At 51.5% G+C, this 23,622-nt stretch carries 25 protein-coding genes and 1 other annotated feature; of the genes, 4 read left to right on the forward strand and 21 right to left on the reverse strand.

From position 1 onward, the window contains the following. Positions 1-200: 200 nt before the first annotated feature. The 16 genes from rplL to HEQ50_RS09335 form a co-directional block, all read right to left on the reverse strand. Complete coding sequence (gene rplL / locus HEQ50_RS09260) at positions 201-566, reverse strand: 50S ribosomal protein L7/L12 (protein WP_057732918.1); 366 nt, start codon at positions 564-566, stop codon at positions 201-203. A gap of 57 nt (positions 567-623) precedes the next feature. Then, positions 624-1,130 carry a 50S ribosomal protein L10 gene (gene rplJ / locus HEQ50_RS09265; protein ID WP_168900240.1) on the reverse strand — a complete coding sequence of 169 codons (507 nt, stop codon included), beginning with the start codon at positions 1,128-1,130 and terminating at the stop codon, positions 624-626. A 24-nt stretch (positions 1,131-1,154) separates the two neighbouring features. Then, positions 1,155-1,279 (reverse strand) — a sequence feature (ribosomal protein L10 leader region). A gap of 72 nt (positions 1,280-1,351) precedes the next feature. Further along, positions 1,352-2,050: a 50S ribosomal protein L1 gene (gene rplA / locus HEQ50_RS09270; protein ID WP_057732914.1), complete on the reverse strand. Its 699-nt coding sequence runs from the start codon at positions 2,048-2,050 to the stop codon at positions 1,352-1,354. A 97-nt stretch (positions 2,051-2,147) separates the two neighbouring features. After that, entirely contained in the window at positions 2,148-2,573 is a 426-nt protein-coding gene (rplK, locus tag HEQ50_RS09275; protein ID WP_020088139.1) for a 50S ribosomal protein L11, read from the reverse strand. A 149-nt stretch (positions 2,574-2,722) separates the two neighbouring features. Continuing rightward, on the reverse strand, positions 2,723-3,274 hold the full coding sequence (gene nusG, locus HEQ50_RS09280) for a transcription termination/antitermination protein NusG (RefSeq protein ID WP_048732452.1): 552 nt from the start codon (positions 3,272-3,274) through the stop codon (positions 2,723-2,725). A gap of 121 nt (positions 3,275-3,395) precedes the next feature. Beyond that, on the reverse strand, positions 3,396-3,572 hold the full coding sequence (gene secE / locus HEQ50_RS09285) for a preprotein translocase subunit SecE (RefSeq protein WP_168900241.1): 177 nt from the start codon (positions 3,570-3,572) through the stop codon (positions 3,396-3,398). Positions 3,573-3,620: 48 nt separating this feature from the next. Beyond that, on the reverse strand, positions 3,621-3,770 hold the full coding sequence (gene rpmG, locus HEQ50_RS09290; protein ID WP_168900242.1) for a 50S ribosomal protein L33: 150 nt from the start codon (positions 3,768-3,770) through the stop codon (positions 3,621-3,623). A 74-nt stretch (positions 3,771-3,844) separates the two neighbouring features. Further along, positions 3,845-4,414 (reverse strand): sigma-70 family RNA polymerase sigma factor, encoded by a 570-nt coding sequence (locus HEQ50_RS09295; protein WP_168900243.1) that lies wholly within the window; start codon positions 4,412-4,414, stop codon positions 3,845-3,847. 358 nt (positions 4,415-4,772) lie between these two features. Further along, on the reverse strand, positions 4,773-5,327 hold the full coding sequence (locus HEQ50_RS09300) for an NYN domain-containing protein (RefSeq protein ID WP_168900244.1): 555 nt from the start codon (positions 5,325-5,327) through the stop codon (positions 4,773-4,775). 22 nt (positions 5,328-5,349) lie between these two features. Beyond that, on the reverse strand, positions 5,350-6,117 hold the full coding sequence (rlmB, locus tag HEQ50_RS09305; RefSeq protein ID WP_168900245.1) for a 23S rRNA (guanosine(2251)-2'-O)-methyltransferase RlmB: 768 nt from the start codon (positions 6,115-6,117) through the stop codon (positions 5,350-5,352). Next, positions 6,114-6,533, reverse strand: coding sequence for a Mini-ribonuclease 3 (locus HEQ50_RS09310; RefSeq protein WP_168900246.1), 420 nt, complete (start codon positions 6,531-6,533; stop codon positions 6,114-6,116). The genes rlmB and HEQ50_RS09310 overlap by 4 nt, the downstream gene beginning before the upstream one ends. Beyond that, positions 6,533-7,945, reverse strand: a complete 1,413-nt coding sequence (gene cysS / locus HEQ50_RS09315; RefSeq protein WP_168900247.1) for a cysteine--tRNA ligase — start codon at positions 7,943-7,945, stop codon at positions 6,533-6,535. The genes HEQ50_RS09310 and cysS overlap by 1 nt, the downstream gene beginning before the upstream one ends. Before the next feature lie 195 nt (positions 7,946-8,140). Beyond that, the gene (gltX, locus tag HEQ50_RS09320; RefSeq protein ID WP_168900248.1) at positions 8,141-9,631 is read right to left on the reverse strand and encodes a glutamate--tRNA ligase; all 1,491 of its coding nucleotides are present in this window, start codon (positions 9,629-9,631) and stop codon (positions 8,141-8,143) included. 148 nt (positions 9,632-9,779) lie between these two features. Then, complete coding sequence (locus HEQ50_RS09325; RefSeq protein WP_168900249.1) at positions 9,780-10,943, reverse strand: PIN/TRAM domain-containing protein; 1,164 nt, start codon at positions 10,941-10,943, stop codon at positions 9,780-9,782. A 45-nt stretch (positions 10,944-10,988) separates the two neighbouring features. Next, positions 10,989-12,365 (reverse strand): DNA repair protein RadA, encoded by a 1,377-nt coding sequence (gene radA / locus HEQ50_RS09330; protein ID WP_168900250.1) that lies wholly within the window; start codon positions 12,363-12,365, stop codon positions 10,989-10,991. A 93-nt stretch (positions 12,366-12,458) separates the two neighbouring features. After that, entirely contained in the window at positions 12,459-12,998 is a 540-nt protein-coding gene (locus tag HEQ50_RS09335; RefSeq protein WP_168900251.1) for a dUTP diphosphatase, read from the reverse strand. Positions 12,999-13,257: 259 nt separating this feature from the next. Here HEQ50_RS09335 and HEQ50_RS09340 point away from each other — a divergent pair, with 259 nt between their 5' ends. From HEQ50_RS09340 to HEQ50_RS09355, 4 genes are all read left to right on the forward strand, one after another. After that, positions 13,258-13,596, forward strand: a complete 339-nt coding sequence (locus tag HEQ50_RS09340; RefSeq protein ID WP_168900252.1) for an acetyltransferase — start codon at positions 13,258-13,260, stop codon at positions 13,594-13,596. A gap of 6 nt (positions 13,597-13,602) precedes the next feature. After that, entirely contained in the window at positions 13,603-14,289 is a 687-nt protein-coding gene (rpiA, locus tag HEQ50_RS09345) for a ribose-5-phosphate isomerase RpiA (protein ID WP_168900253.1), read from the forward strand. A gap of 199 nt (positions 14,290-14,488) precedes the next feature. After that, positions 14,489-15,295, forward strand: a complete 807-nt coding sequence (locus HEQ50_RS09350) for an aldo/keto reductase (protein ID WP_168900254.1) — start codon at positions 14,489-14,491, stop codon at positions 15,293-15,295. Between the two features lie 252 nt (positions 15,296-15,547). Continuing rightward, entirely contained in the window at positions 15,548-16,882 is a 1,335-nt protein-coding gene (locus HEQ50_RS09355; RefSeq protein WP_168900255.1) for a C1 family peptidase, read from the forward strand. A gap of 390 nt (positions 16,883-17,272) precedes the next feature. Here HEQ50_RS09355 and HEQ50_RS09360 read toward each other — a convergent pair whose 3' ends face one another. The 5 genes from HEQ50_RS09360 to HEQ50_RS09380 form a co-directional block, all read right to left on the reverse strand. Beyond that, positions 17,273-18,415, reverse strand: a complete 1,143-nt coding sequence (locus HEQ50_RS09360; RefSeq protein WP_168900256.1) for a hypothetical protein — start codon at positions 18,413-18,415, stop codon at positions 17,273-17,275. A gap of 210 nt (positions 18,416-18,625) precedes the next feature. Further along, complete coding sequence (locus HEQ50_RS09365) at positions 18,626-19,756, reverse strand: glycerate kinase (RefSeq protein ID WP_168900257.1); 1,131 nt, start codon at positions 19,754-19,756, stop codon at positions 18,626-18,628. 26 nt (positions 19,757-19,782) lie between these two features. Then, the gene (locus HEQ50_RS09370; RefSeq protein ID WP_168900258.1) at positions 19,783-21,087 is read right to left on the reverse strand and encodes a GntP family permease; all 1,305 of its coding nucleotides are present in this window, start codon (positions 21,085-21,087) and stop codon (positions 19,783-19,785) included. Between the two features lie 337 nt (positions 21,088-21,424). Continuing rightward, the gene (locus HEQ50_RS09375; protein ID WP_168900259.1) at positions 21,425-22,651 is read right to left on the reverse strand and encodes a serine hydrolase; all 1,227 of its coding nucleotides are present in this window, start codon (positions 22,649-22,651) and stop codon (positions 21,425-21,427) included. 258 nt (positions 22,652-22,909) lie between these two features. Next, positions 22,910-23,581 carry a 2,3-diphosphoglycerate-dependent phosphoglycerate mutase gene (locus HEQ50_RS09380; RefSeq protein WP_168900260.1) on the reverse strand — a complete coding sequence of 224 codons (672 nt, stop codon included), beginning with the start codon at positions 23,579-23,581 and terminating at the stop codon, positions 22,910-22,912. Between the last annotated feature and the right edge of the window lie 41 nt (positions 23,582-23,622).

The raw sequence follows: 23,622 nt of genomic DNA on the forward strand, positions 1-23,622 counted from the left end.
GTTTATCCATAACAAAAACCTCACCAATTTATTTGATGAGGTAATCATATCGTTTTGCGACCATCAATCATAGACGGTCAGTTATTAGGTGCTTACATTGAAAGTTAAGACTATCCTAAATATTCGGTTCATTCACCAATCTGTGGAACAAAAAAATCGCCACCCGCAGGCAGCGATTCGTTTTTATAAATTGAAGGTGACTACTTCAAAGTAACCACGCCACCAACGGCTTCAAGCTTTTCCTTGATTTCGTTGGCTTCGTCTTCTGAAAGGCCTTCCTTGATGACAGATGGTACGTTGTCAACAAGACCCTTAGCGTCCTTCAAGCCTAAACCAGTGATTTCACGGACAGCCTTGATGGCCTTAACCTTGGCGTCACCAGATTCAGTTAATTCAACGTCGAATGAATCCTTGGCAGCAGCGTCGCCACCAGCAGCACCGGCTGCAGCAACTGGGGCAGCAGCAGAAACGCCGAATTCGTCTTCGATACCCTTAACTAAGTCGTTAAGGTCAGTAATTGATGCTTCTTTAAGAGAAGCGATGATAGCATCTTTATCAAAAGCCATGTTATTTTCCTCCAATAATTGGGTTTTATTTTTTATGTTTCAAACTGAAGCGGATACTTAGGCTGCGTCGCCTTCGTCACCCTTTTCAGCAATCGCCTTAACTGCGTAAGCCACGTTCCGTACTGGTGCTTGTAAGACATTAGCCAGCATAGAAAGCAAGTCTTCACGACTAGGCAAGGTTGCGTAAGTGTTGATTTCGTCAACGGAGACAATCTTGTCTTCGATGAAACCACCCTTGATTTCAAGGTCATCAACACCATCAGCAAATTTCTTCAAAACCTTAGCTGGGGCAATGGCATCCTCGTCAGAGAAAGCCACAGCAGTAGGACCAGCAAACAGATCGTTTAAATCTGCATAACCAGCTTTTTCAGCTGCCCGCACCAAGATCTTGTTCTTGATGACGCTCATATGAACGCCAGCTTCACGTAATTGCTTCCGTAATTCAGTTGCTTCTTCAACAGTTAAACCACGGTAGTCAACGACGATGGCGCTAACGGCGTTGTTGAACTTGTCAACAACCTCATCAACTTTTTTTGCTTTAATGGCAATAGCTTGTTCACTCAAATTGTTCACCTCCCGGAGTAGTTTGGTGGGATAAAAAAATCCCTATGCCACCAAGACATAAGGAGTCAAAAGTTTAAGTAAACTTCTGCCTCGGCAGGAAATTAAGACCATTCGGCCACCTGAGTCTTAGGTAGATCTATTAAATACAACTTCAATAGCATACAATACTTTGACATCACTGTCAATGCACTGCTAGGGATTTTTTTAATTCACGTTTTAACTTAGGCTAATAAAGAAGCCAAGTCAACGTCGACACTAGGGCCAAACGTTGAAGAAATTGAAACGTGTTGTACGTAAGTCCCACGCACAGCGGCTGGGCGAATACGTACGATCGTTTCAGCAATGGTCTTCAAGTTGCCGGCAAGCTTGTCAGCATCAAAGGAAACCTTACCAAAAGGAACAGCGACGTTACCGTCACGGTCAGTCCGGTAGGTAACTTGACCATTCTTAGCATCGGAAACGGCCTTTTCGACGTTCATCGTAACCGTACCCGTCTTAGGGTTAGGCATTAAGCCCTTAGGTCCTAAGACCCGGCCTAAACGACCAACTTGGGCCATCATGTCTGGCGTTGCAATGGCAACGTCAAAGTCTAACCAGCCGTCTTGGATACGTTCGACTAAGTCTTGTTCGCCAACAACGTCGGCACCAGCTGCTTCTGCAGCCTTAGCTTGGTCGCCCTTAGCGAATACAATAACCGTCGTTTCCTTACCAGTACCGTTTGGCAGTACCAGTGCGCCACGGAGTTGTTGGTCCGCTTGCTTTGTATCAACGTTAAGCTTGAAGGCAACTTCAACAGTTGCATCGAACTTAGCGAAATCCATCTTCTTAACTAAATCAACGGCGTCGCCCATCGTGTAGACCTTATCAGCCTCGACCATTTTGGCAGCGTCTTGATACTTTTTACCTCGTTTGTGAGCCATTTTGTGTATTCCTCCTTGCAAATGTGGTTGTAACGGATAAACCTCCCACTTGACACATTTCATTTTCGTGAAGTGTCCGACTATCCGAAAACTGAGCTTAACCTTCGACCGTGAAGCCCATGCTCCGGGCAGTACCTTCAATCATGCGCATAGCTGCTTCAACGTCAGCTGCGTTTAGATCTTGCATTTTAGTTTCAGCGATTTGCTTAACTTGATCCTTGGTTACAGTAGCAACCTTCTTCGTGTTAGGTTCGCCGGAACCACTTTCAACACCAGCAGCCTTCTTCAACAGCGTTGCTGCTGGAGGGGTCTTAGTGATGAAATCAAAGGAACGATCTTCATAGACACTGATCACAACAGGAATGATCATACCAGCTTGGTCAGCGGTACGAGCGTTGAATTCCTTAGTGAAGCCCATGATGTTGATACCTGCTTGACCTAAAGCTGGTCCAACTGGGGGAGCTGGGGTTGCTTTACCCGCAGGAATTTGTAATTTAACGACATTAGCTACTTTTTTAGCCACGAGACAATACCTCCTTGAGTCCGTGTGTGGTAAGTGGGGCTGTTAGTTTGCCCCTCCCACTTTGAAAATATGCTTCACGCATACCTGAGAATCATACCACACTTTACTAACCGCAACAAGTTCTTTTCTGAAAATCACCGGCGGGCAGGCTAGCCCAGGATGGGGTCAACCTGATCGAAGTTGAGTTCGGTACTGGTTTCCCGGCCGAACATGTCGATGTTGACCTTCAACTTCATCTTTTCATTGTCAACTTCCGTAATCTTACCGACTAACCCACTGAAGGCGCCGTCCACGATCGTGACGGAGTCGCCAGGCGCAACGTCCAAATCGGCATGGCGGGCAGAAATTCCCACGCGCCGTAAGATCCGTTCCACTTCGTCAGGCAACAGTGGCGTTGGCTTACTCCCTTGCCCATGGGAACCCAAGAACCCGGTAACCCCAGGCGTGTTCCGCACGATGTACCAAGCTTGGTCACTCATGACCATTTCCACCAAAACATAGCCAGGGAAGGTCTTTTCCATCGTGACCTTGTCCTTACCATTCTTGACTTCGTGTTCCTCTTCTTCGGGAACGACAACGCGGAAAATGTTGTCCTGCATCCCCATTGATTCGGCCCGAGATTCCAAGTTTGCCATAACCTTGTTTTCGTAACCGGCATACGTATGAAGCACGTACCATTGCTTTTCAGCTGACTCAACCATGTGTTGCACTCCTTTTACTGATTGACTTTTTCGTCCAAAATAAAAAAACTTCGCACTACACGAAGTTCCCGTTGACTCTTAATATACCATATTTAGCCGTGTTTGACCACTGACAATTCACCTAGGCAATAAACTTTAAGCCGTACTGGACAACCCAGTCAACGACCGCAAAGAAGATTGCGAAGAGAATCGAAATACCAATGACGGTACCGGTATCGTGCCGCGTTTGCTTAGGACCAGGCCAAGAAACCTGTTTCATTTCCTGTCCGACCGCCTTGAAGAAACGGAATAAACGCATGGTGTTGCCTCCTAAATTGTAGTGTGTTCGTCGTTACGATTAGTCAAATTAACGGGTTTCACGGTGTAACGTGTGCTTACCGCAATGCTTACAAAACTTCATAACCTCTAGGCGCTTCGTGCGCGTCGCACTTGCTGTGATGGTGTAGTTTCGCGACCCGCATACTGAACAGGCCAGAGCAATTTTTCGTTGAGCCATCTTGCCACCACCTTTGATCAAATCCTATTCAACTCATACTGGAGTAGTTTACCATTGTCTTCCCTGCCAGTCAATCACTCGACCAGGAGTTCTCGCAGCTTCATACGACTTCGATGGGCCGCACCGCTCACCTGTAGAACCGTCAACTGGTGCTTGCGGGCGATGCGCTGCAAAGATTCGCCACGTAGCAGGCCGCCAAAGACCGTGTGCTCGACCGACGACAGCCGTTTGGCCAACCTGACGACCGCCTCCTGAACTTCTAAACTTTCCCTTAAAGTCCACCGGGTGTCACGAACGGTATCGCTCACAAACGTTCGGTTAGCCTCTAGCGAAACGGCTTGCTGCCCCGCCAACCGTTTCTTCGTCTGACTCCGACGAATGAGGTCATACACGCGAAAACGCAGGGCCTGGCGGTAAAAGCCGCCAAAACTCTTCCCACGACTGATCTCAAAGCGTTGGGCCACGCGGCAAAGGACCAATAATGCCTCTTGATTCCAATCGTCGCGATCATACCCCGGGATAAAGTAGCGACTCTGAAGCTTGTATAGAACGGGACGGTACCGGTCGAATAAAACCAGTAACGCCGGGGATTCTAAGGATTCACGAATGAGGGCGAGCAGCTGTTCGTCAGTTAGTTCGGTCATTGGGAAAACCTCCTTTGAAGTTATTCCCAGTCTACGATAAGCGTCGCCGATGACCGAGCGAACGAATGTTTAAATTCATGTTTTTTTGAAAATATACTGGCTCTCCTACCACATGACGGCCGGTCATGCCGATCTTGGCAGTGTTACCCACAACCTGATTGACTGACGGCTAGCGTAACGGGTTAATCCAACACAAAATTTGCCTGCCCACTGTAGCCTAAATTTGGCGAACGGCAAGGCGACCCGCTTACACCATCCATCAGCGCATCCGTCAATCGATCGTTGGCAAACCTCACGACATAAAAAAGTCTGGGCACAACCTCCCAGACCCCTTCATATCTACAATTGACCGCGACACTCACTTTGGCTTGGACTGCTTACGCCGATCCGGCCGGGCCATCATTTGGTCGCGTAACTTCTCCAGCTTGAACAGCTGTTGGTCATTCCACGGCGACTTGCGTACCAAACCCTTGTCCGCGAACTCACGGGCCGTTTGCTTAACCTCATTTTGGGCCCGTTCGATGTCGCGTAGCAGTTCACCCGCCGGAATCCGCAAGGCCCCTTCGGAGAAGATGGTCCACTGTTCGGCTTGGTCGCTCGTGGCCACGGTGACCTGCGTAAATCGGGTTTGGCGTTCCTTGGCGATGCGTTCGATATAACTATCGGCCGTTTCGTCGCGGTTCGTCCAGACCACCTCGAGGTCAAACTGCTTGTAACTTTTCGAGATGCCCGGCACGTACATCGCATCAAAGACCACGGTGATCGAGGCATCCCGTAATTTTTTATAATTCGCTAACATGGTCAGGAGCAAGTCCCTGGCCTCCGGTAACCGATCATTGAGCTTGAGCCGGTTGAGCTTGGGCCAGTTGCCGATCATGTTATAGGCGTCGACAATCAGAATATCTTCTTTCATCTTCCCACGCTCATCCCTTCATTCAGTGTTGGACCGGGTGGCGTGAACTAAAGCCCTGGTACATCAGCAGCCCGGCGGCCACACTGGCGTTCAAGCTCTGAACGGACCCCACCATTGGAATCGTGAGCATCTCGTCAACGGTTTCCTTCAGTAGGCGCGAAATGCCCTTGCCTTCGTTGCCGATAATCAGGCCGACAGCGCCCTTAGCGTTCCAATCACGGTAATCGGTCCCGGTCATGTCCGTTCCGAAGATCCACATCCCCCGTTCTTTCAGGTCATGGACCGTGTTGACCAGGTTGGTGACCCGGGCAACGGGCACGGTTTCAATCGCGCCGGTTGAGGTCTTCGCCACCGTTGACGTCAGACCAACTGCCCGGCGTTTGGGAATAATCACCCCGTGAACGCCACTGGCATCGGCCGTCCGCAGAATCGATCCCAAGTTGTGGGGATCTTCTACGCCATCCAAAATCAGGAAGAATGGCGCTTCACCCGCGGCTTCGGCCTTGGCAAACAGGTCATCGATGCTGGCATATTCAAAGGCGGCCACGCCAAGCGCAACCCCCTGGTGATTCTGGTGATCCGTCAGTTGATCCAATTTTTGCTTGGGCACTTCGGAAATCACCAAGTGGCGTTTCTTGGCCAACTGCCGAATCTCGTCAATCGCCTCGGCCTTCAAGCCACTCTGGAGAAAGACCTTGTTGATGGTCTGTTGACTCCGCAAGGCCGCAACCGCTGGATGGCGACCAATCACAAAATCATTGGCTACGTCGTTATCTGCTTCTGGTCTCATTTTTCAGTCCGCCCCGCTTCTACTTGTTCAATGCACCACTTACCCAATTCGTTGACCCGATCCTGTCGACCACTGAGGGCGAGATAGCCCATCAAGGCCTCGAACCCCGTGGAAATCCGGTAGGTCACGACGTCCGTGTTCTTCGCGTGGGTGTAGCTCTTGGCATTCCGCCCGCGCTTAAACATCGTCCACTCTTCGTCACTCAAGAGATCATCCGTTTCCATCAGGTCAATCAGCGCGGCCTGGGCCTTCGCTGAAACGTAATGGGTCGCCTTCTTTTGTAAATGGTTGGGTTTCGCCAAGCCTTCCGCAATCAGGTGTTGTCGGATGATGACTTCGTAAGCCGCATCGCCCATGTAGGCCAATGCCACCCCGTTTAATTGTCGAAAATCGACTTGTTCTGTCTGTTCAGTCATTAATTTCCCTTTCTCCACCGCGTCCCTTGGGGCGTGTCTTCCAAGATAATCCCTTGGTTTTTCAATTGTTCACGAATTTCATCGCTACGTTCAAAGTTCCGGTTCTTCCGGGCGGCCAATCGTTCGTCGATCAGTGCCTGAATCCGGTCGTCGTCCAACGTGGCGGCTTCGGCCAGCTTGACCCCAAACACACTGAGTAGATCCGCTAAGGTCTGCCGAATGAATTTAAGGGTGCCGCTAAAGACCACCGGCCGTTCCGCGTACACGTTACCCAGCCGGGCCAGGTCGTGGACTTTCGCAACCCCATTTTGGACGTTAAAGTCATCGTCCATGGCATCGTTGTAATCCGCAATAATCTGGCGAGTTTCCTGTTCCACCTTGGGGTCGTTACCGGCCTCGGCATCCTTCAGGCGGTACCCCATGTTGTTGTAAGCCGTCTGGAGCCGTTCCAGGTTGCGAGCCGCCGTATCCAAGTTACGTTGGCTGTATTGAATCGGCCGGCGGTACTGGGTGGTCGCCATGAAGAAGCGCAACGTCTGCGGATCGACCGTCTTCAGTAGGTCATGGACCGTCACAAAGTTGCCCAGCGACTTACTCATCTTTTCGTTTTCATCGCCAACTGTGACGAACCCGTTGTGTAACCAGTAATGGACAAAGGTCTTGCCCGTCTTGGCCTCACTCTGAGCGATTTCATTTTCATGATGGGGGAAGGTCAGATCCTCGCCGCCACCGTGAATGTCAAAGGTGTCGCCCAAATAGTGCGTCGACATGACCGAGCACTCAATGTGCCAGCCCGGTCGCCCGGCACCCCACGGCGATGGCCAGGAGATTTCACCCGGTTTAGCGCCCTTCCACAGGGCAAAGTCCACGGGATCTTCCTTGCGGGCGGTCTCCTCATCATTGGTATGCTGAGACGCCCCCTCTTCCAGTTCGTCCAGATTCTGATGAGACAACTCACCGTAGTGGGCAAATTTATGGGCCCGGTAGTACACGTCCCCATCTACTGGGTAGGCGTACCCCTTGTCGATTAAATCCTGCACGAACGAAATGATTTCCGGAATGTGTTCGGTCGCCCGGGGATTGGCCGTGGCCGGCTCAATGTTGAGGGCCGCAGTGTCTTCCTTGAAGGCCTTGATGAACCGATCGCCCAATTCGGGAACGGTAATGCCCAGCTTTTTCGCTTGCTTAATCATTTTATCGTCAACGTCGGTAAAGTTCGAAATATACTTGACTTGATAGCCCCGGTATTCGAAGTACCGCCGGATGGTATCAAAGGCAATGGCACTCCGCGCGTTTCCAATATGGATATAGTTATAAACGGTGGGGCCACAGACGTACATGTTGACCACGCCGGGGGTAATTGGTTCGAACGTTTCCTTTCGGCGGGTCATGGTATTGAATACTTTGAGCATCGCGAGACTCCTTTCGCGTAACTTATTTATATTTTTCGTCGTTTCGACTATTGAAGACCGTTTCCTGAGGGGTTCCCCCACCGGAATCGTTCCCCAGTCATCGAATGAGTTAGCTCCATTGTAGCATACCCGACCGGTTCACAAAAAGCCGAATGGGTGGCAAAATGCCCCTCATCCGGCTTCTTTACCAAATGATTAGCCTTCGAGTTGGGCTAACGTTTGGTGAATGTGTTGTAAGGCCGTCTTGCGACCGACTAATTCAATTGATTCAGGTAATTCTGGACCGTGCATTTCGTGGGTGACGGCAATTCGGATTGGCATCCATAATTGACGACCCTTGATCCCGGTCTTGGCTTGGACCCGCTTGATCACGTGGAAGATTTCAACGGAGTCAAACAAATCGAGCTTTTCGATCTCTTCAGCGAAAGCCTTCAAGACCACCGGTGCCGTGTCATTGCTGATTTCTTCTAAGGCATCGCCCGTCACCTGTTCGGGTTCTTCAAAGAAGACGGAAGCCATGTCATTGATCTGGGCCATGTAGCTCATTTGACGCTTGTACAAGTTGATCAATTGACGCGACCATTCGATGGTACTGGTGTCTGGGTTAGCCGGCACGTTCCCCGCCTTGATCAGTTGCTTCAGGGCCAAGTCCATGATCGTACTGTCATCGGCATCCTTAACGTAGCGGTTGTTGATCCATTCCAGCTTGTCGCCATCAAAGGTCGCTGGTGACTTGCTCAAACGGGTTTCATCGTACATCTTGATGAACTGCTTGCGGTTGAAGATTTCGTCTTCGCCCACTGGTGACCAGCCCAACAACAGAATGAAGTTGAACATGGCTTCTGGCAGGTAACCCAAGTCGCGGTACTGTTCGATGAATTGTAGAACGGATTCATCACGCTTGGACAACTTCTTACCGGTGTCCTTGCTGATGATCAAGCTCATGTGGCCGAACTTAGGCGCTTCCCAGCCAAAGGCTTCGTAGATCATCAGTTGCTTAGGCGTGTTGGCCACGTGGTCATCACCACGGAAGACATGGCTAATGGCCATCTTGTGGTCATCCACAACCACGGCAAAGTTGTAGGTTGGCATGCCATCGCGCTTGGCAATGACAAAGTCCCCACCGATGGTATCGGAGTTAAAGGACACGTTGCCCTTAACCATATCATCCCAGGCGTAGATCTTATCCTTAGGGACGCGGAACCGAATCACCGGCTTCAAGCCCTTGGCCTTAGCGGCATCAATGGCGGCCTGACGTTCTTCATCAGACATCCCAGCGTATTCGTATTCGTAATGGGGCATTTCATTGTTGGCTTTTTGGGCCTCACGGTCGGCTTGTAATTCATCTTCCGTCCGGTAAGATTCGTAAGCCTTGCCTTCGTCCAACAACTGTTGGATCAGTGGCGTATAAATATCGCGACGTTCGGATTGCCGGTAAGGACCATAGTCCCCACCAACATCGGGACCTTCGTCCCAGTCTAGACCTAACCACTTCAGGTTTTCGAGCTGGCTTCTTTCACCATCCGCGATGTTCCGCTTCGTATCGGTATCTTCGATTCTGATGATAAATTTACCCTTATTGTGCCGGGCAAATAAGTAATTAAAAATCGCTGTCCGGGCATTACCAATGTGCAAATGACCGGTAGGACTCGGTGCATACCGAACCCGAATTGAATTTTTCGCCAAAACGTTTGCGCCTCTTTCTCCATTTTTACGTATTTTAGGTGTTCACTGCCATCTGTGACATGACACATTGTTCTAAGTGTACAATGCTCATCCGGAAAAATAAAGGTATGTCCCTTAATCTTTCCGAAATTCGCACGTCTCCGCCCAGTTACCGTGAGCGTTTCGTCTTGTTCGACGACTTCTTGTTCGCATCTTCTTCAATGTTTCTACTGGAATGAACCGGCTTGGCGAAGATCATCCGCCCGGCATCGGTCTGAATGGCACTCGTGACCACAACGTCTAATTGCTTGTTGATAAAGTACTTGCCGTCTTCAACCACGACCATCGTCCCATCATCCAAGTAGGCCACCCCTTGTTGCCGTTCCGTCCCGTTCTTAACCACCATGACGTGCAGGTTTTCACCGGGAATGACCCGCGGCTTGAGCGCATTGGCTAAGGAATTAATGTTGAGCACCTGAACATTTTGGAACTGAATCACCTTGTTCAAGTTGTAATCGTTGGTGACGATGACGCCCCCATTTTCCTTGGCTAACCGGATCAACTTACTGTCGACCTCCGGAATATCTTCGAAGTCGCCCTCGTACATTTCGATCGGCATAATGTTTTCGTTCTGCAATTTGTTCAGAATGTCTAAACCCCGCCGACCGCGAACCCGTTTGATCGAATCACTGGAATCCGCAATGTACTGCAGTTCATACAACACAAAGTTGGGGACCAACAGCGTCCCTTCGAGGAACCCGGTCTTCGCCAGATCATAGATTCGACCATCAATTAAAATGTTGGTGTCCAAAATCTTGTAGTGGTGAAAGTTTGGTTCAGCCGGCTTGTCCAAAACCTTCTTGGATTCCTCTTCGCTGGCCTTCTTACTCCGCGACTGGAACAACTTTCGCCATTCCTCGGCCCGAATCTTACTCAGCCGCGTCCCAATTCGAAAACCCAGGTAACCAAACAGCAACATCAGAATCCAGGGAATGACCATGCCAATGAAAAACGATGGCACCCGGAAGAGAAACGATGAGATCAGCAGAGCCAATGCCAAACTGATGATCGCCCCCAGGCTCCCGAAGAGAATGGTCATTGGGTTTTGCCGATTCAGATAGTCCTCTAGCTTACCGACCACTCGCAGGATCAATCCGGCGAACAACAGCCCTAATATAAGGAAAATAATTGCACCAATTAAAATGTTGACTAAGATATTGTTGACTAGCGGACTGGTCACCCCGACGATGTGCCAGAAGCGGGAAAGATAAGCGACACCCATGACACCCCCTAGAATGGCAAATATCACGAGAATAACTGTTTTCTTACGCATACGTTCACCTCCCTTCGCGGTGTAAAATCAAATTCTATCGACTGTTTAAACATCCAAGGCCAGTTTAAGTGCCTGTCGAAGCGTTGACACGCCCACAACCTGAATGCCATCCGGTGCCTTCCAGCCCTGCATATTGTTCTTGGGAACAAAGATACGTTTAAAGCCCAGCTTCTTAGCCTCGGCAACCCGCGATTCAATCCGACTGACCCGCCGAATCTCACCGGTCAGGCCAACCTCGCCGACGAAACAGTCGCTGGGTTCCGTAGCCGTATCCCGATAGCTAGACGCGATACTCATCGCAATCGCCAAGTCAATGGCGGGTTCATCCAGCTTAACCCCACCGGCCGCCTTCAAGAAAGCGTCTTGGTTCTGAAGCATCAGGTTGGCCCGCTTCTCCAAAACCGCCATCAACAGAGCCACCCGATTACGGTCCAACCCACTTGAGGTTCGTTGCGCGTTGCCAAAGACTGACGGCGAAATCAGCGCCTGGACTTCGACCAAGATCGGTCGGGTCCCTTCCATTGAGACCACAATGGCCGAACCGGTGGCGTCCTTTAACCGTTCCTCCAGGAAGATCTCCGAGGGATTGGCGACTTCATAGAGACCGCCCTCACGCATCTCGAAGATCCCCAGTTCATTGGTCGAACCAAACCGGTTCTTCACCGCCCGTAAGATCCGGTAGGTGTGGTGCAGGTCGCCCTCAAAGTACAGAACGGTATCCACCATGTGTTCCAGAATCTTCGGCCCGGCAATCGCACCGCCCTTGGTGACATGCCCCACCACAAAGATGGTAATGCCGTTAGTTTTGGCGATCTGCATGAGTTCACCGGTCACCGCCCGAATCTGGGAAACGGACCCGATGGCCGATTCGATCCCTGGCGCCTGCATGGTTTGCACGGAATCAATCACCACGTAATCCGGCTGCATCTCTTCGATGTTGGCGCGAATGCTGGCCATATCCGTTTCCGGATAGAGGTAGAGGTGGTCGCTGTTCACAACCAACCGGTCCGCGCGCATCTTGATCTGCGAGGCACTTTCTTCCCCGGAAACGTAGAGCACCTTGCCTCCGGTCGCACTCAGCTGACCCGAAACCTGTAGGAGCAACGTGGATTTCCCAATACCGGGATCCCCGCCAATCAGGATTAACGACCCGGGGACGATCCCGCCACCAAGCACGCGGTTGAGCTCGTGCATCTGGGTCTTCACCCGCATCTCCGTGGTGTGTTTAATCTCGTTCATCAGTTGCGGCTTGGAATGCTCCCCTGTGACCGTTGTCCGCGTTGATTGAGGCTTAGCCGCGGCCGGTGTGATAACCTCCTCGACCATGGTATTCCATTCCCCACAATTGGGGCAGCGTCCCAGGTAACGCGGCGAGCTATAATCACAATTTTGACAAACAAATTTCGTTTTCGTTTTAGCCACGTTCATCCCCCTTATCCGTTCGTTTTCAGCACTTTCATTTTAGCATATCCAAGGGGAAATTCCCCACTAGTCTATCAGTTGAAATGTAAAGATTTAGTTGCGATCAGAGGACCCGAATCCACCGGTCCGTTGTTGGCTTGGAATCTGTTCGCCATCGGCCAGCAAAAAGGGCATGAAAATCCCCTGCGCAATCCGTTGGCCCTTCTTGATCACGACATCTTTTAGGCCGACATTGACCAATTGCACAAAGATTTCGCCCTCGTTTTTGGCATTGTTATAGTAGTCCGCATCAATCACGCCCACCCCGTTTGGCAGAATCAAATTGTGCTTCAACGGGTTGCTCGAGCGATTCGCCAGCAAGAGAACCTCTCCCGGCGCCATATAAGCCTTGACCCCCGTGGGTACCAGCCAAGGTTTGAGATCATGCTGACCGGCCACCAATTCTTCGGTGGTCAACGGGTCACGGTGCCAGAGCTGCTTAAAGGCGTGCAGGAGATCATGCCGCCAAATAGAGGGAAGCGTAAAGTCCTCGGCGCACTCAAAATCATAGCCAGCCGCCTGTTGGGTCGTCCGATAAGGGACCTTAATATTTTGATTTTTATACTTACTGACAACTTCAAATCCGCGATGCATCGTGACACTCCTTCTTATATGTAAATGACTTTAATCAAAACCGCAGTGACCACTCGTCTAGGTGATGACACTAAAAGCCAATTTTAACATCCCCCACCCAGAATACAATAGCCAGTCGGCCATGACCAACTTGTTACTAGCGTACCTACCTTTGGGCCAGAAAGCCAGTAAAAATAATCGCCAGCGAAAATTAGTTGACAAGACCCCGGGGATAGACCAGAATTAGGGATGAAACTGGTCATGAAGGGAGCAAATAACCATGACGATTACGGAACGCCCCGGGGAGCTCGCCATCACCGATGATGACCGCCTGCTGGCGAGTCTTCACTACTTGGTGTTGGACGAGACCACGTGGGTCTTGGAACAAATCTTCGTCCGGCCCGGACAACCAGCGGCCACGCTAGCTGAGCAATTGATAAAACGTTTTACCCAACTTGCCAGCACCGCCGATATCCAGTTGAAAGTGTTGGATCCGTACGCCAAACGTTACTTTGTGACCCATCCGACCGATTTATTGGTTGCCCATCAGCTCCCCGTGAGTGGTGCGGCGGCCGTACGACCAGTCGCTTTACGCTTAAACCACACAGAAGAGGAGTAGTTATATATGGATCAAAACGCATTAAAAGCCCTTGTTGGCCAAGAAGCTGTTAAGTACGTTGAAGATGGCATGATCTTAGGGATTGGGACCGGCTCGACCGTTCGTTACATGATTGACGCCTTAGGCAAGCGGGTCAAGGAAGAAGGCCTGCACATTATCGGGGTCGCAACTTCAGACCGCTCCGCTAAGCAAGCCGAATCTTTAGGCATCACCATCAAACAATTGGATGACGTCGATCACCTCGACCTAACCATTGATGGCGCCGATGAAATCGATGATAACTTCCAAGGCATCAAGGGTGGCGGTGCTGCTCACTTATGGGAAAAGATTGTGGCCATTAACTCCACCAAGAACATGTGGATCGTGGACGAAAGCAAGATGGTTCACCACTTAGGTAAGTTCCCCCTCCCCTTGGAAGTCATTCCATTCGGTTCCAGCCACGTCTTAGAAAAACTAGACAAGATGGACTTACACCCAACCTTCCGGATGAAGGAAGACGGGAGCCACGTTCTGACTGACTCGAAGAACTACATCATCGACCTGCATCTCGGTCGTATCGACCATCCACACGAACTTGCCAACACGTTGAATGGCATCGTGGGCGTTGTCGAACATGGGTTGTTCTTGGACACGGTCAACACGGTAATCGTGGGTCGTCAAGACGGACCAGAAGTCTTGAACGCACGGGACTAAGTCAACTTAATTTCAAAAAAATCAAGGGTCACGGGCCATCCGCTAGTTTAGTGGGTGACGCGCGACCCTTTTTAATTAAACGCTGGTTATGCTTGAGTGCGCACCAACCAATCGAAGCTCATTCGTGAATCTGACGGTGGAGTAGTGTATCATGGTCTTATGTATTAGGTTTTAAAATTTTGAAGAGCGAGGTAATGACATGGAAACGACACAATTAAGCAACGGCGTGACCATCCCCATGTTGGGATTCGGAACTTACTTAATTGACAGTAAGGACGTCCCTGCAGCGATTAAAACGGCATTGGATGCTGGTTACCGGCATCTCGACTGCGCCCATATTTACGGCAATGAACCAGCCGTCGGTGCGGCCATCAAGGCCTCTGGCATCGATCGTTCCGACCTATTCATCACGTCTAAGGTGTGGAATGCCGATCAGGGCTACGACAAGACCTTAGCTGCCTTTGACCAGACTTTGAACGACCTGCAATTAGACTATCTGGATCTCTACTTGATTCACTGGCCAAATGAAGAGAACTTCGACCTCACGTTGGATACTTGGCGCGCCCTAGAAACTCTCTATCAACAAAAGAAGGTTCGGGCCATCGGGGTGTCAAACTTCTCCGCAGACCAACTCGAAAAAGTCTTCGCCATGGCAAAGGTTAAGCCAATGGTCAACCAGATCGAACGCCACCCCTACAAGGTGCAAGCCGAATTAGGCAAGTTCGACACGGACAACGGCATTGTCAATGAAGGCTATTCCCCAATTGGTCACGGTCACTTAATCCTCGAAGATCCCGTGATTACCAAGCTGGCGGACAAGTACGGCAAGTCCCCGGCCCAAATCGTCCTGCGGTGGCAAGTCGACACCGGCTTCGTGGTCTTCCCGAAGTCATCCAAGCCAGCCCGGGTACGGGAAAACTTTGAAATTTCTGGCTTCAACCTGACCGCAGCTGAAATCGCTGAGATCAACGCGTTGGACCAAGATAAACATTTAAACTACGACTAACTTGTAACGTCTAAACCAAAGCTTCTCGATACGTCTGGTATGGGGAAGTTTTTTGGTATCGGCTTTTGTGTGAAAATAAGTGCACTTCACAACATCTTTCAGTCATTGTACCCAACCCGCGATTATCCCGTCATACCGTGCTATTTCAGCATTATCAGCTAACACGTTTGTGGGAAAACTTCAGGAACACTCTATACAAAAATGAGAAGATTGGGGTACAATGAGAGAAATACGATTAGGAGAGTGACGTCATTGAGTAAAGAAATCACGGCGGACCAAACCGCCCGTTACCAACAAGCTTTAGCTGCCGACCCCACCGCAAAGGTTTTGGAACGCGCCGTCAGCCACCAAGGAATCTTAGCAACGTCAGCCGATTACGCTTCCGAGACCGACATGACTCCCGTGTTCTCTATCGATTTGGACACCGGGAAAGTGGCCAATCAAAAGCAAAGTGGCCGTTGCTGGATGTTTGCCGCATTGAACACGATGCGTCATCACTTAGCCGACCTCTTCAACTTGAGTGACTTTGAGTTATCTCAAAACTACACCAACTTCTGGGATAAATTCGAAAAGGCCAACTACTTCTACGAAAACGTCTTGGCCACGGCGGATCAACCCACTTCTAGCCGGAAGGTTGCCTTCTTAATGGCCACCCCCCAACAAGATGGTGGTCAATGGGACATGCTGTGCGCCATCATTGAAAAATACGGGATCGTTCCCAAGTCTGTGATGCCTGAAACCTACAACAGTTCCAAGTCCAGCGAGCTCAACAGCACGTTGAACTTAAAGCTGCGCAAGGACGCTGTCACCTTACGGAAATTGGTTGCCGATAAGGCCAGTGACGATGACATTGCCGCTGCTAAGGATAAGATGCTGGGCGAAGTTTACCGCCTGTTGAGCTTCTCTCTCGGCGAACCCGTCAGCGAATTTGATTTCGAATACCGCGACGATGACAAGAACTACCACATCGACAAGGGCCTGACACCTAAGTCCTTCTTTGACAAGTACGTCAACTGGGACCTGTCCGACTACGTCTCCATCATCAACGCCCCAACTGCCGACAAGCCTTACAACCACACCTACACGGTTGAAATGCTGGGTAACGTGGTCAACGGCCGGCAAGTCAAGCATTTAAACGTGACGATGAAGGACTTCAAGGCTTTAGCCATCAAGCAACTTCAAGCCGGGCAATCCGTCTGGTTCGGTTGTGATGTCGGTCAATCCTCCGAACGGCAAAAGGGGATCATGGACACCAAGTACTACGACAAGGATGCCCTCTTCAATATCGACTTTTCCACCACCAAGGCCGAACGCCTGGACTACGGCGAAAGCATGATGACTCACGCCATGGTCTTGACCGGGGTCGACTTGGTCGATGGTCAACCAACCAAGTGGAAGGTTGAAAACTCCTGGGGTGAAAAGGTCGGTACCAAGGGTTACTTCGTGATGAGCGATGCTTGGATGGACGAATACTGCTACCAAGTGGTCGTCAACAAGCAATTCTTGCCCGACGATTTAAAGCAAGTCCAAGAAACCGAAGAACCAACTGTTTTGGCCCCTTGGGATCCAATGGGTGCCTTAGCTTAACTTAAAATTCGACAAAAAATTCCGGGGCGACTGCCTCGGAATTTTTTTGTCGTCAATTAAGTCATTAACAGAGAATCGTGTTGATCTGAAAGACGGGGCAAGTCCTTCGCCGACGCCTGCCACGAATACGGCACGCTCAAACCCGAACCGCAATTTGACTCTGCGGTTACGGACACCAATTAACGTAGCCGGGAGTGAAGCGAAATCTAGGCTCAGCTGGGGCATTTACCAGTGATTTTACTGGTAAATGGGTGACTTTGAGACGGTGGATTCCCGGCTCAAAGCAAGGTCCGAGACCGCTCTTTGGCTCGGACCAGCTTCCCCCGCGATCCAGCCTAGATTTCGCGAACGGTAAGGCGGCCAGCATACGCAATGCTGCTGATCCCAAAGCTATTTAAAATTCAGGTTGAGCAACTCTGGGCCGCGATTCAGTAGGACGGTGCCCTTTCCGCTACCCGTGAAGGCCAGCGCTTCGAACTCTCGGTGACTGGCAAAGACCGTTGCCCGCACATCTTGAGGTTTAACCCGGCATTGACGTAACTTCGCCAGTGGCACCGACGAAATGGCGTCATCACTAATAAAGTACAGGCGACCCGTTCGTCCATCGTAGGCAATCGACTGGTGGGTCTGCCCAGGACGGTAGGCCAGGCCCTGCATGATTAGACTGAAGTGAACCCCCTTAGCGCTGATGGTGCCTCGATAAACCCGGAGTGCCCGTTTACCACTGTAGCTACTGAAGTAGGCGTAACCATGCTGGTCAAAGGTCAACGTGCTATTGACCGCCAACTTCACACCGGCCCGATTGACCAGCCGATAGTCGACCGTCTGTACCGGTTTGAGCGTCTTGGGCGAGACCCGCACGGCACTGCCGTAGTGACCGGCTATCCCGCTCGAGCGCGTAAACCACAGCTGGCCAGTCTTAGGATTCAACGCCAGCGACTGGCCGTGACCAAGATCAATCTTTGGCCCCTGCTTGATGGCTTGGCGAACCGTTCGCTGTTGCGGCGAGGGTTTCCCTTTCGAGGCGGCATTCGTTGCGCGGCGAATCAGTGCCATATTGGCCGTTGTGGCACCAAATTTCTGCCGCAGCTTAGCCAGGTCATAGCGCACAATCCAACCGGTGCCCGCCGTTCCCGTTTCTAAATAGGCAACGTAGGCGGTTCGCCCATTCTTAGTGATGACTAGGCTCTGGGGATTGGCCCAGTCGCCGGAATGGTGCACCGTCACCGGAAGATACAGCGCGGTCGTCAGGCTGGCGGGCGCATTTCCCCGCGTGGTGGTGATGGTCTCCGGTTGCGTCTGAAAGGTTCCCTGTGCGTCGTAGGTCGGCGATACGCCGTAAGGATTCGGTCGGGGCACATAAAGATCTTGGTTATGAACCACTTTAAACTTTTTTTCCTGATAATTGGTCAACGCGTACTTGGTCCGCACCCGAGTGGCGGCTTGAACCGGCTGTGTGCCCGGCTGACTCATGACCAATCCCAGCGCGCCGAGTAGGGCTAACTCCCCGACCAATAATCCCCATTTTTTCATGTTATGCTCCCCCAATCACGATATCGCCAGCCATTGTCTGAATTAAGACGTTCGCCGGCGTCTCCGTTATTAAGGGTACCATTCTTTATGGGGATCGACGGGAAATTCTTCCTGACTTGCCGGAATTAGGGTCTTGTCCCGAATAAACCCAAAGGCGACGAACTGGTCTCACTTAACCCAGTTCGTCGCCTTTGGCTCACACGCATTGACCTACTTGATAACCCGGGCAATATTTTCTGCCGTCCGGGCTAAATTCTCCTGACCGGTCGCAATGGCCGTGGGCAAATCCACGACGCCGGGTAAGATGCCAAAGATGGCATCAATTCCGAGACCATAGAGTTGGTCAATCCCGGCGCCCACGTTGCCCGCCACACCAATCACTTTGGCGTGGGGACTGGCCGCCTTGACCGCCTGGGCCGTGCCCATCGGTGTCTTGCCGTACTGCGTCTGAAAATCAATGGCCCCCTCGCCAGTAAAGGCGTAATCGGCCCCTGCGGCACGCTCCTTGAGATGGGTTTCACGAACCACAATCTCCACGCCCTTCTCCATTTGAGAATCGGTAAAGGCCAGGAGTCCCGCGCCCAAGCCACCGGCCGCACCGGCCCCCGGAAAGTCCGCGAGATCCTTGTCCAACGTGGTCTTGATGATTGCGGCGTAGTGGGCCAGGTTCGCATCCAAGGTCGACACCATCGCTGGTGTGGCCCCCTTCTGTGGTCCGAAGACGGCCGCCGAACCGGTGTCACCAACTAAGGGATTCGTGACATCCGACGCAATCCGCACCTTGGTCTGCGCCACCAACGGATCAAGTCCGCTCACGTCAATGGTGGCCAAATCAGCCAGGCCGCCACCACCGCGGGCGATTGACTGGCCCTGTGCATCCAAGAACTTCACACCCAGGGCTTCCGCCATCCCCTGACCGCCATCGGTCGTGGCACTACCGCCAATCCCAATGATAATCTCACGGGCGCCGTGGTGCATGGCGTCTAGCATTAACTGGCCGGTACCATAGGTCGTGGTCAGCAAGGGATTCTTCGTTTTCTCATTCACAAACTGAATGCCGCTGGCCGCGGCCATTTCAATCACGGCCGTCTGCTGATCGCCCAGCAAGCCATACTCGGCAGAAACCGGCTGGCCGAGTGGGTTCAACACGGTCGCCTGTCGAAAGCTTCCCTGCGTGGCATCAACCAGGGATTGGACCGTCCCTTCACCCCCGTCGGCCATGGGCACAATCTCGTAGTCAGCGTCGGGAAAGACGCGTTTTAGCCCCGTATGAATGGCATCTGCGGCCTGTTTCGCCGTCAAACTTCCTTTAAATGAATCCGGTGCAATAACAATTTTCATCGTTTGGTCATCCTTTCACTAATGCGTTAAAACAGCGTAAACATGACGACACCGACGACGGTCATGGTCAACCCGACGGCCGTCTCGTAAGGAACCGACTGCATCCGTTCCTTCAAGGTCATGTTCATGGCGTTGGCCGTCACGTGGAAGTAATTCCCTTGTGGCAGGTGGTCAATCACGGTCGCCCCGGTATGAACCATGACCGCAGCGGCGAGTGGTGCCGTCCCAAAGGCCAGAATGGCTTTGCCAAATGAGCCGGTGGCCAAGATAACCCCGGTTGAAGTCGAGGCCGTGGCGGCAGCCATCAAAATCCCGGCAATCGGTGCCAAGAAGGTCCCGGAAATACCAGACACCTTAATCAAGTGGACGATTGCGGCGGGCAACGTCGAGGTAGTAATCAAACCACCAATGGCGCCGGCCCCAATCAGAATCAAGACGACATCGGTCATTCGGGCCATCCCCGCCTTGGTGTAGGCCAGCACCTGCTTGCCTTGGCGCATGGCTAACATACCAATGAGTCCGGCCAGTGGCAGGATGTACATGGCATCTACGTTGAACTTTTCCAGTAGGCCAATGTGTAAGACATTCCCGACTGGGTTCAGGAGCAGTAAAATCACGGCCAGCAACGGCGCCACAATCGCCGTCCCCAGGGAAGGCAATGGCAGAGCCGATTGGTCATCGCCCTGCGCTTGATTGGCCTGAACGTCGGCCATGGTGGCTAACGTTCCCCGATGCCGTAACAGCGTGGCAATCAACACGGTTGCCACTAAGCCGAAGACGGCCGGAATAAAGTCGGCGACCATCAATTGGCTCAGTTCCAGATGAAAGCCGTGAGCCGCGGCAATCGTATTGGGATTCGGTGAGATAATGTTTCCAGCCTTGCCCCCACCGGACAGTGCGACGAGTAGCGCGAGCTTGGAAATTTGCATCCGACTCCCCACTTCCAGCGCGATTGGCGCCACAATCAGGACGGCCACTGGGATAAAGACCCCCACGGCCGTGATAATCATGGTCGCCAAAGCCAGCGACAGAATGGCCAAACTTTCACCAAACTTGTTCACGATTCCCCGGGCAATCGCGTTGGCGGCCCCGGACTCCATCATCACCCCGGCAAAGACCCCGGCGGCCAGGACCCGGACCACGGTTCCCATGACACTCTGTGACCCCGTAACCACGATGTTGACGGTCTGCGTGAGGTTAGCGCCCCCGATTAGCGCTCCCACAATTGTCCCCAATAATAGCGAATACACGGGATTTAACTTTCTTAAAATCAAAATAATGGCGAGCGCCAAGCCTAGCAAGGCACCAATCCAACTGACAGAAACTGACACACTGTTCACACTCCTCAAACAAATAAGTGAATTAAATAACGAACTTTTCGAACGCGTAAAATTATACAACAACTTATTTCACAAGGGAAGAGGCAATTATCCTTCAGGTGGTTAATATTATGGAAGGGAAATTTCCGACTATGCATCCAAATCGCGTGATTTAATCGGTTGTTATTCCCGATACAACAGCACTTTCCTTAAGGAAAGTTAGGCCCCTCAACAAAATCCCGACGATCATGTAATCGCTTTCGACTTTGCTCAATTATTAACGATAAGAGTTAAAAAAAGATCGTGTCAGGCTCACACGATCTCAAAGATTTTATTTTATTTGTGATGACTAACGTAACTTGCTAACGGCATTCACGTTCTGGAAGGTACTGATAGCCAAGTCTTCCGTCGACCACGTTGGGTACATGCCCCGCTTGTAGTAGTTGTTAGATAAGAGGATGACGCCCGTCTTACCGTTACGGCTCATGACGAAGGTGCCCTCGTAGTCATCCCCGACACCGTGACCGTAATAACCGGTTTGCCCCAGGTGATAGAGTCCCCCCGCATAGTGCACCGTGTTATTTGTACTTTGATGCAGGCGGTTGGCGCCACTGGCCTTCTTCAACACCGTTCCGCGGATGATAGCCCGCTCGGTCCGGAAGACGTCGCCAGCCGACATGGTCGCATTCCCTGTGGCAATCTGCACGGCCATATCCTTTGCGGACGGCTTATGCGGTTGCGAATAGTTGCCAGGAACCGTCCCACTATACCCCATGGTGGCGCCAGAATGTTTCAACTGCGCGAAGCTGGTATGGTTGAGGCTGAGCGGCGTCACCAAGTGTTCATAGAACAGCTGGTAGTACGACTCGTGGGTGACCTGCCGTAAGATGCCTGCCAACAGCGTGTAGCTAATCGGCTGGTAGTTAAATTGATTGATCTTGGTCTGGTTAATCCGGGCCTGCTGACTGGCATACTTGTAAACGGCCGGTTCCGTCAGCGTGGTCTCGGGATTCAGATCACCCGTGATCCCCGCTTCCATATCCAGCATCTGCCGAAGCGTGACCTTGTTACTGCCCTTGATCTGCGGGTAATATTTGCTCAACTTATCGGTTAAATGCAATTGTCCGGCCTGGGCCGCACGCATCACCAGAATCCCGGTCATCGACTTTTGAATAGAATTAATCAAGAACTGCGAGGTGGCTTGGTTGGCCTTGTGTTTCTTGGCATTGGCCTTGCCAAACGACCGCTGGTAGACGACCTTATTGTTCTTAACCACTAACGCCGTGCCGACAAACTTCTTGGCTCGGAGCTGGCGGTTAAATTTGGCCGTAAACTGTGGGGTCTTCTTCCCCTTGTTCTGCTTATCCCAAACCGTCTTTTTCTTACTGCGCAGTTGATTGCTCTGTAACGCATCGTAGGCAATCTCCTGCCGCGTTTGTTTCGCATGAAGCTTATTCGTGGTTCGAACCGTCTGCTGATCCTTGGTATCCAACTCATGCATGCCAAAGATCACGCCGCCGAGTCCCAAAATCACGGCAAATAGGATACCCCAGTGTCCCAAATTACGTGTGTTCAAAATCCTCAATCCCCCTTAAAAATTAGGCTTCCCTACTCTTTGCCTATGATTCGTCAGGGTGTTGATTAACCATCAATTCTGAATCCGTTGCCCCCAAAAGACATCGCCCCAAAACATCGTGACTAATCACCAGCCACCGGTCACATCATCAAGAGAAAGTCCCTTTCTTCTGATTATACGAAAAGGCTGGCTAAACACAATCATTTCTCCCAATTGTGCGAGCCAACCTTATTATCTTAGTATTTTGTTAACTAAATATTATAATATTAATTTTTGCAGGACGTTGAGGTGGTCGTCAAAGTCATATTGGATAGGTTCGCCGTTGGCCACTTCCACCTTACTGATGTCGGCGTCGGCCACGCCATCCAGATACTTGATCAGCGCCCGCAACGTGCTGCCATGAGCCACGACCAGCTGATTGTGGCCGTCGAGTAGCCGCGGGGCAATCTGATCGACCCAGTATGGCATTAGACGATGATAGGCCATCTCCAGACTCTCGCCCAACGGTTCAATGTGCGGCCCAAACCGATCGTAACGGGGATCTTGAACGATGTGATCCAGCAGTGGCGGCACCGTCTTGAAGCTACGCCGCCAGATCTTAATCTGTTTATCGCCGACTTGTTCGCGGACCTTGGCTTTGTTTTTTCCCCGTAAGGCACCGTAATGCCGTTCGTTTAGCCGCCAGGACTTATACTCCGGGATATACAGCTGATCAATCGCCTCCAAGACAATGTTCGAGGTCACGATTGCCCGCTGCAGCATGGACGTGTGGAGCGCCCCGAACTGCAAGCCCGTCTGGGCGACCAATTGACCGGCATCATGGGCTTGTTGCCGTCCCTTAGCCGTCAGCGGCACATCGTTCCACCCCGTAAAAATGTTGTCCCGGTTGGCGACACTCTCACCGTGCCGTAAAATAACCAGCGTTGCCATCTGTCACGCTCCCTTTCTCTCGATGATTCACCACGACAATC

The organism is Lactobacillus sp. HBUAS51381, from assembly GCF_012641095.1.
In the GTDB taxonomy this organism is placed as follows: Bacteria; Bacillota; Bacilli; order Lactobacillales; family Lactobacillaceae; genus Levilactobacillus.

Excerpts from the sequence above, each read along its gene's own strand:
- rplL (WP_057732918.1), bottom strand. The coding sequence starts at position 566 with ATGGCTTTTGATAAAGATGCTATCATCGCTTCTCTTAAAGAAGCATCA.
- rplA (WP_057732914.1), bottom strand. The coding sequence starts at position 2,050 with ATGGCTCACAAACGAGGTAAAAAGTATCAAGACGCTGCCAAAATGGTC.
- nusG (WP_048732452.1), bottom strand. The coding sequence starts at position 3,274 with ATGGTTGAGTCAGCTGAAAAGCAATGGTACGTGCTTCATACGTATGCC.
- secE (WP_168900241.1), bottom strand. The coding sequence starts at position 3,572 with ATGCGTTTATTCCGTTTCTTCAAGGCGGTCGGACAGGAAATGAAACAG.
- rpmG (WP_168900242.1), bottom strand. The coding sequence starts at position 3,770 with ATGGCTCAACGAAAAATTGCTCTGGCCTGTTCAGTATGCGGGTCGCGA.
- HEQ50_RS09295 (WP_168900243.1), bottom strand. The coding sequence starts at position 4,414 with ATGACCGAACTAACTGACGAACAGCTGCTCGCCCTCATTCGTGAATCC.
- HEQ50_RS09300 (WP_168900244.1), bottom strand. The coding sequence starts at position 5,327 with ATGAAAGAAGATATTCTGATTGTCGACGCCTATAACATGATCGGCAAC.
- rlmB (WP_168900245.1), bottom strand. The coding sequence starts at position 6,117 with ATGAGACCAGAAGCAGATAACGACGTAGCCAATGATTTTGTGATTGGT.
- HEQ50_RS09310 (WP_168900246.1), bottom strand. The coding sequence starts at position 6,533 with ATGACTGAACAGACAGAACAAGTCGATTTTCGACAATTAAACGGGGTG.
- cysS (WP_168900247.1), bottom strand. The coding sequence starts at position 7,945 with ATGCTCAAAGTATTCAATACCATGACCCGCCGAAAGGAAACGTTCGAA.
- HEQ50_RS09325 (WP_168900249.1), bottom strand. The coding sequence starts at position 10,943 with ATGCGTAAGAAAACAGTTATTCTCGTGATATTTGCCATTCTAGGGGGT.
- HEQ50_RS09335 (WP_168900251.1), bottom strand. The coding sequence starts at position 12,998 with ATGCATCGCGGATTTGAAGTTGTCAGTAAGTATAAAAATCAAAATATT.
- HEQ50_RS09340 (WP_168900252.1), top strand. The coding sequence starts at position 13,258 with ATGACGATTACGGAACGCCCCGGGGAGCTCGCCATCACCGATGATGAC.
- rpiA (WP_168900253.1), top strand. The coding sequence starts at position 13,603 with ATGGATCAAAACGCATTAAAAGCCCTTGTTGGCCAAGAAGCTGTTAAG.
- HEQ50_RS09350 (WP_168900254.1), top strand. The coding sequence starts at position 14,489 with ATGGAAACGACACAATTAAGCAACGGCGTGACCATCCCCATGTTGGGA.
- HEQ50_RS09360 (WP_168900256.1), bottom strand. The coding sequence starts at position 18,415 with ATGAAAAAATGGGGATTATTGGTCGGGGAGTTAGCCCTACTCGGCGCG.
- HEQ50_RS09365 (WP_168900257.1), bottom strand. The coding sequence starts at position 19,756 with ATGAAAATTGTTATTGCACCGGATTCATTTAAAGGAAGTTTGACGGCG.
- HEQ50_RS09380 (WP_168900260.1), bottom strand. The coding sequence starts at position 23,581 with ATGGCAACGCTGGTTATTTTACGGCACGGTGAGAGTGTCGCCAACCGG.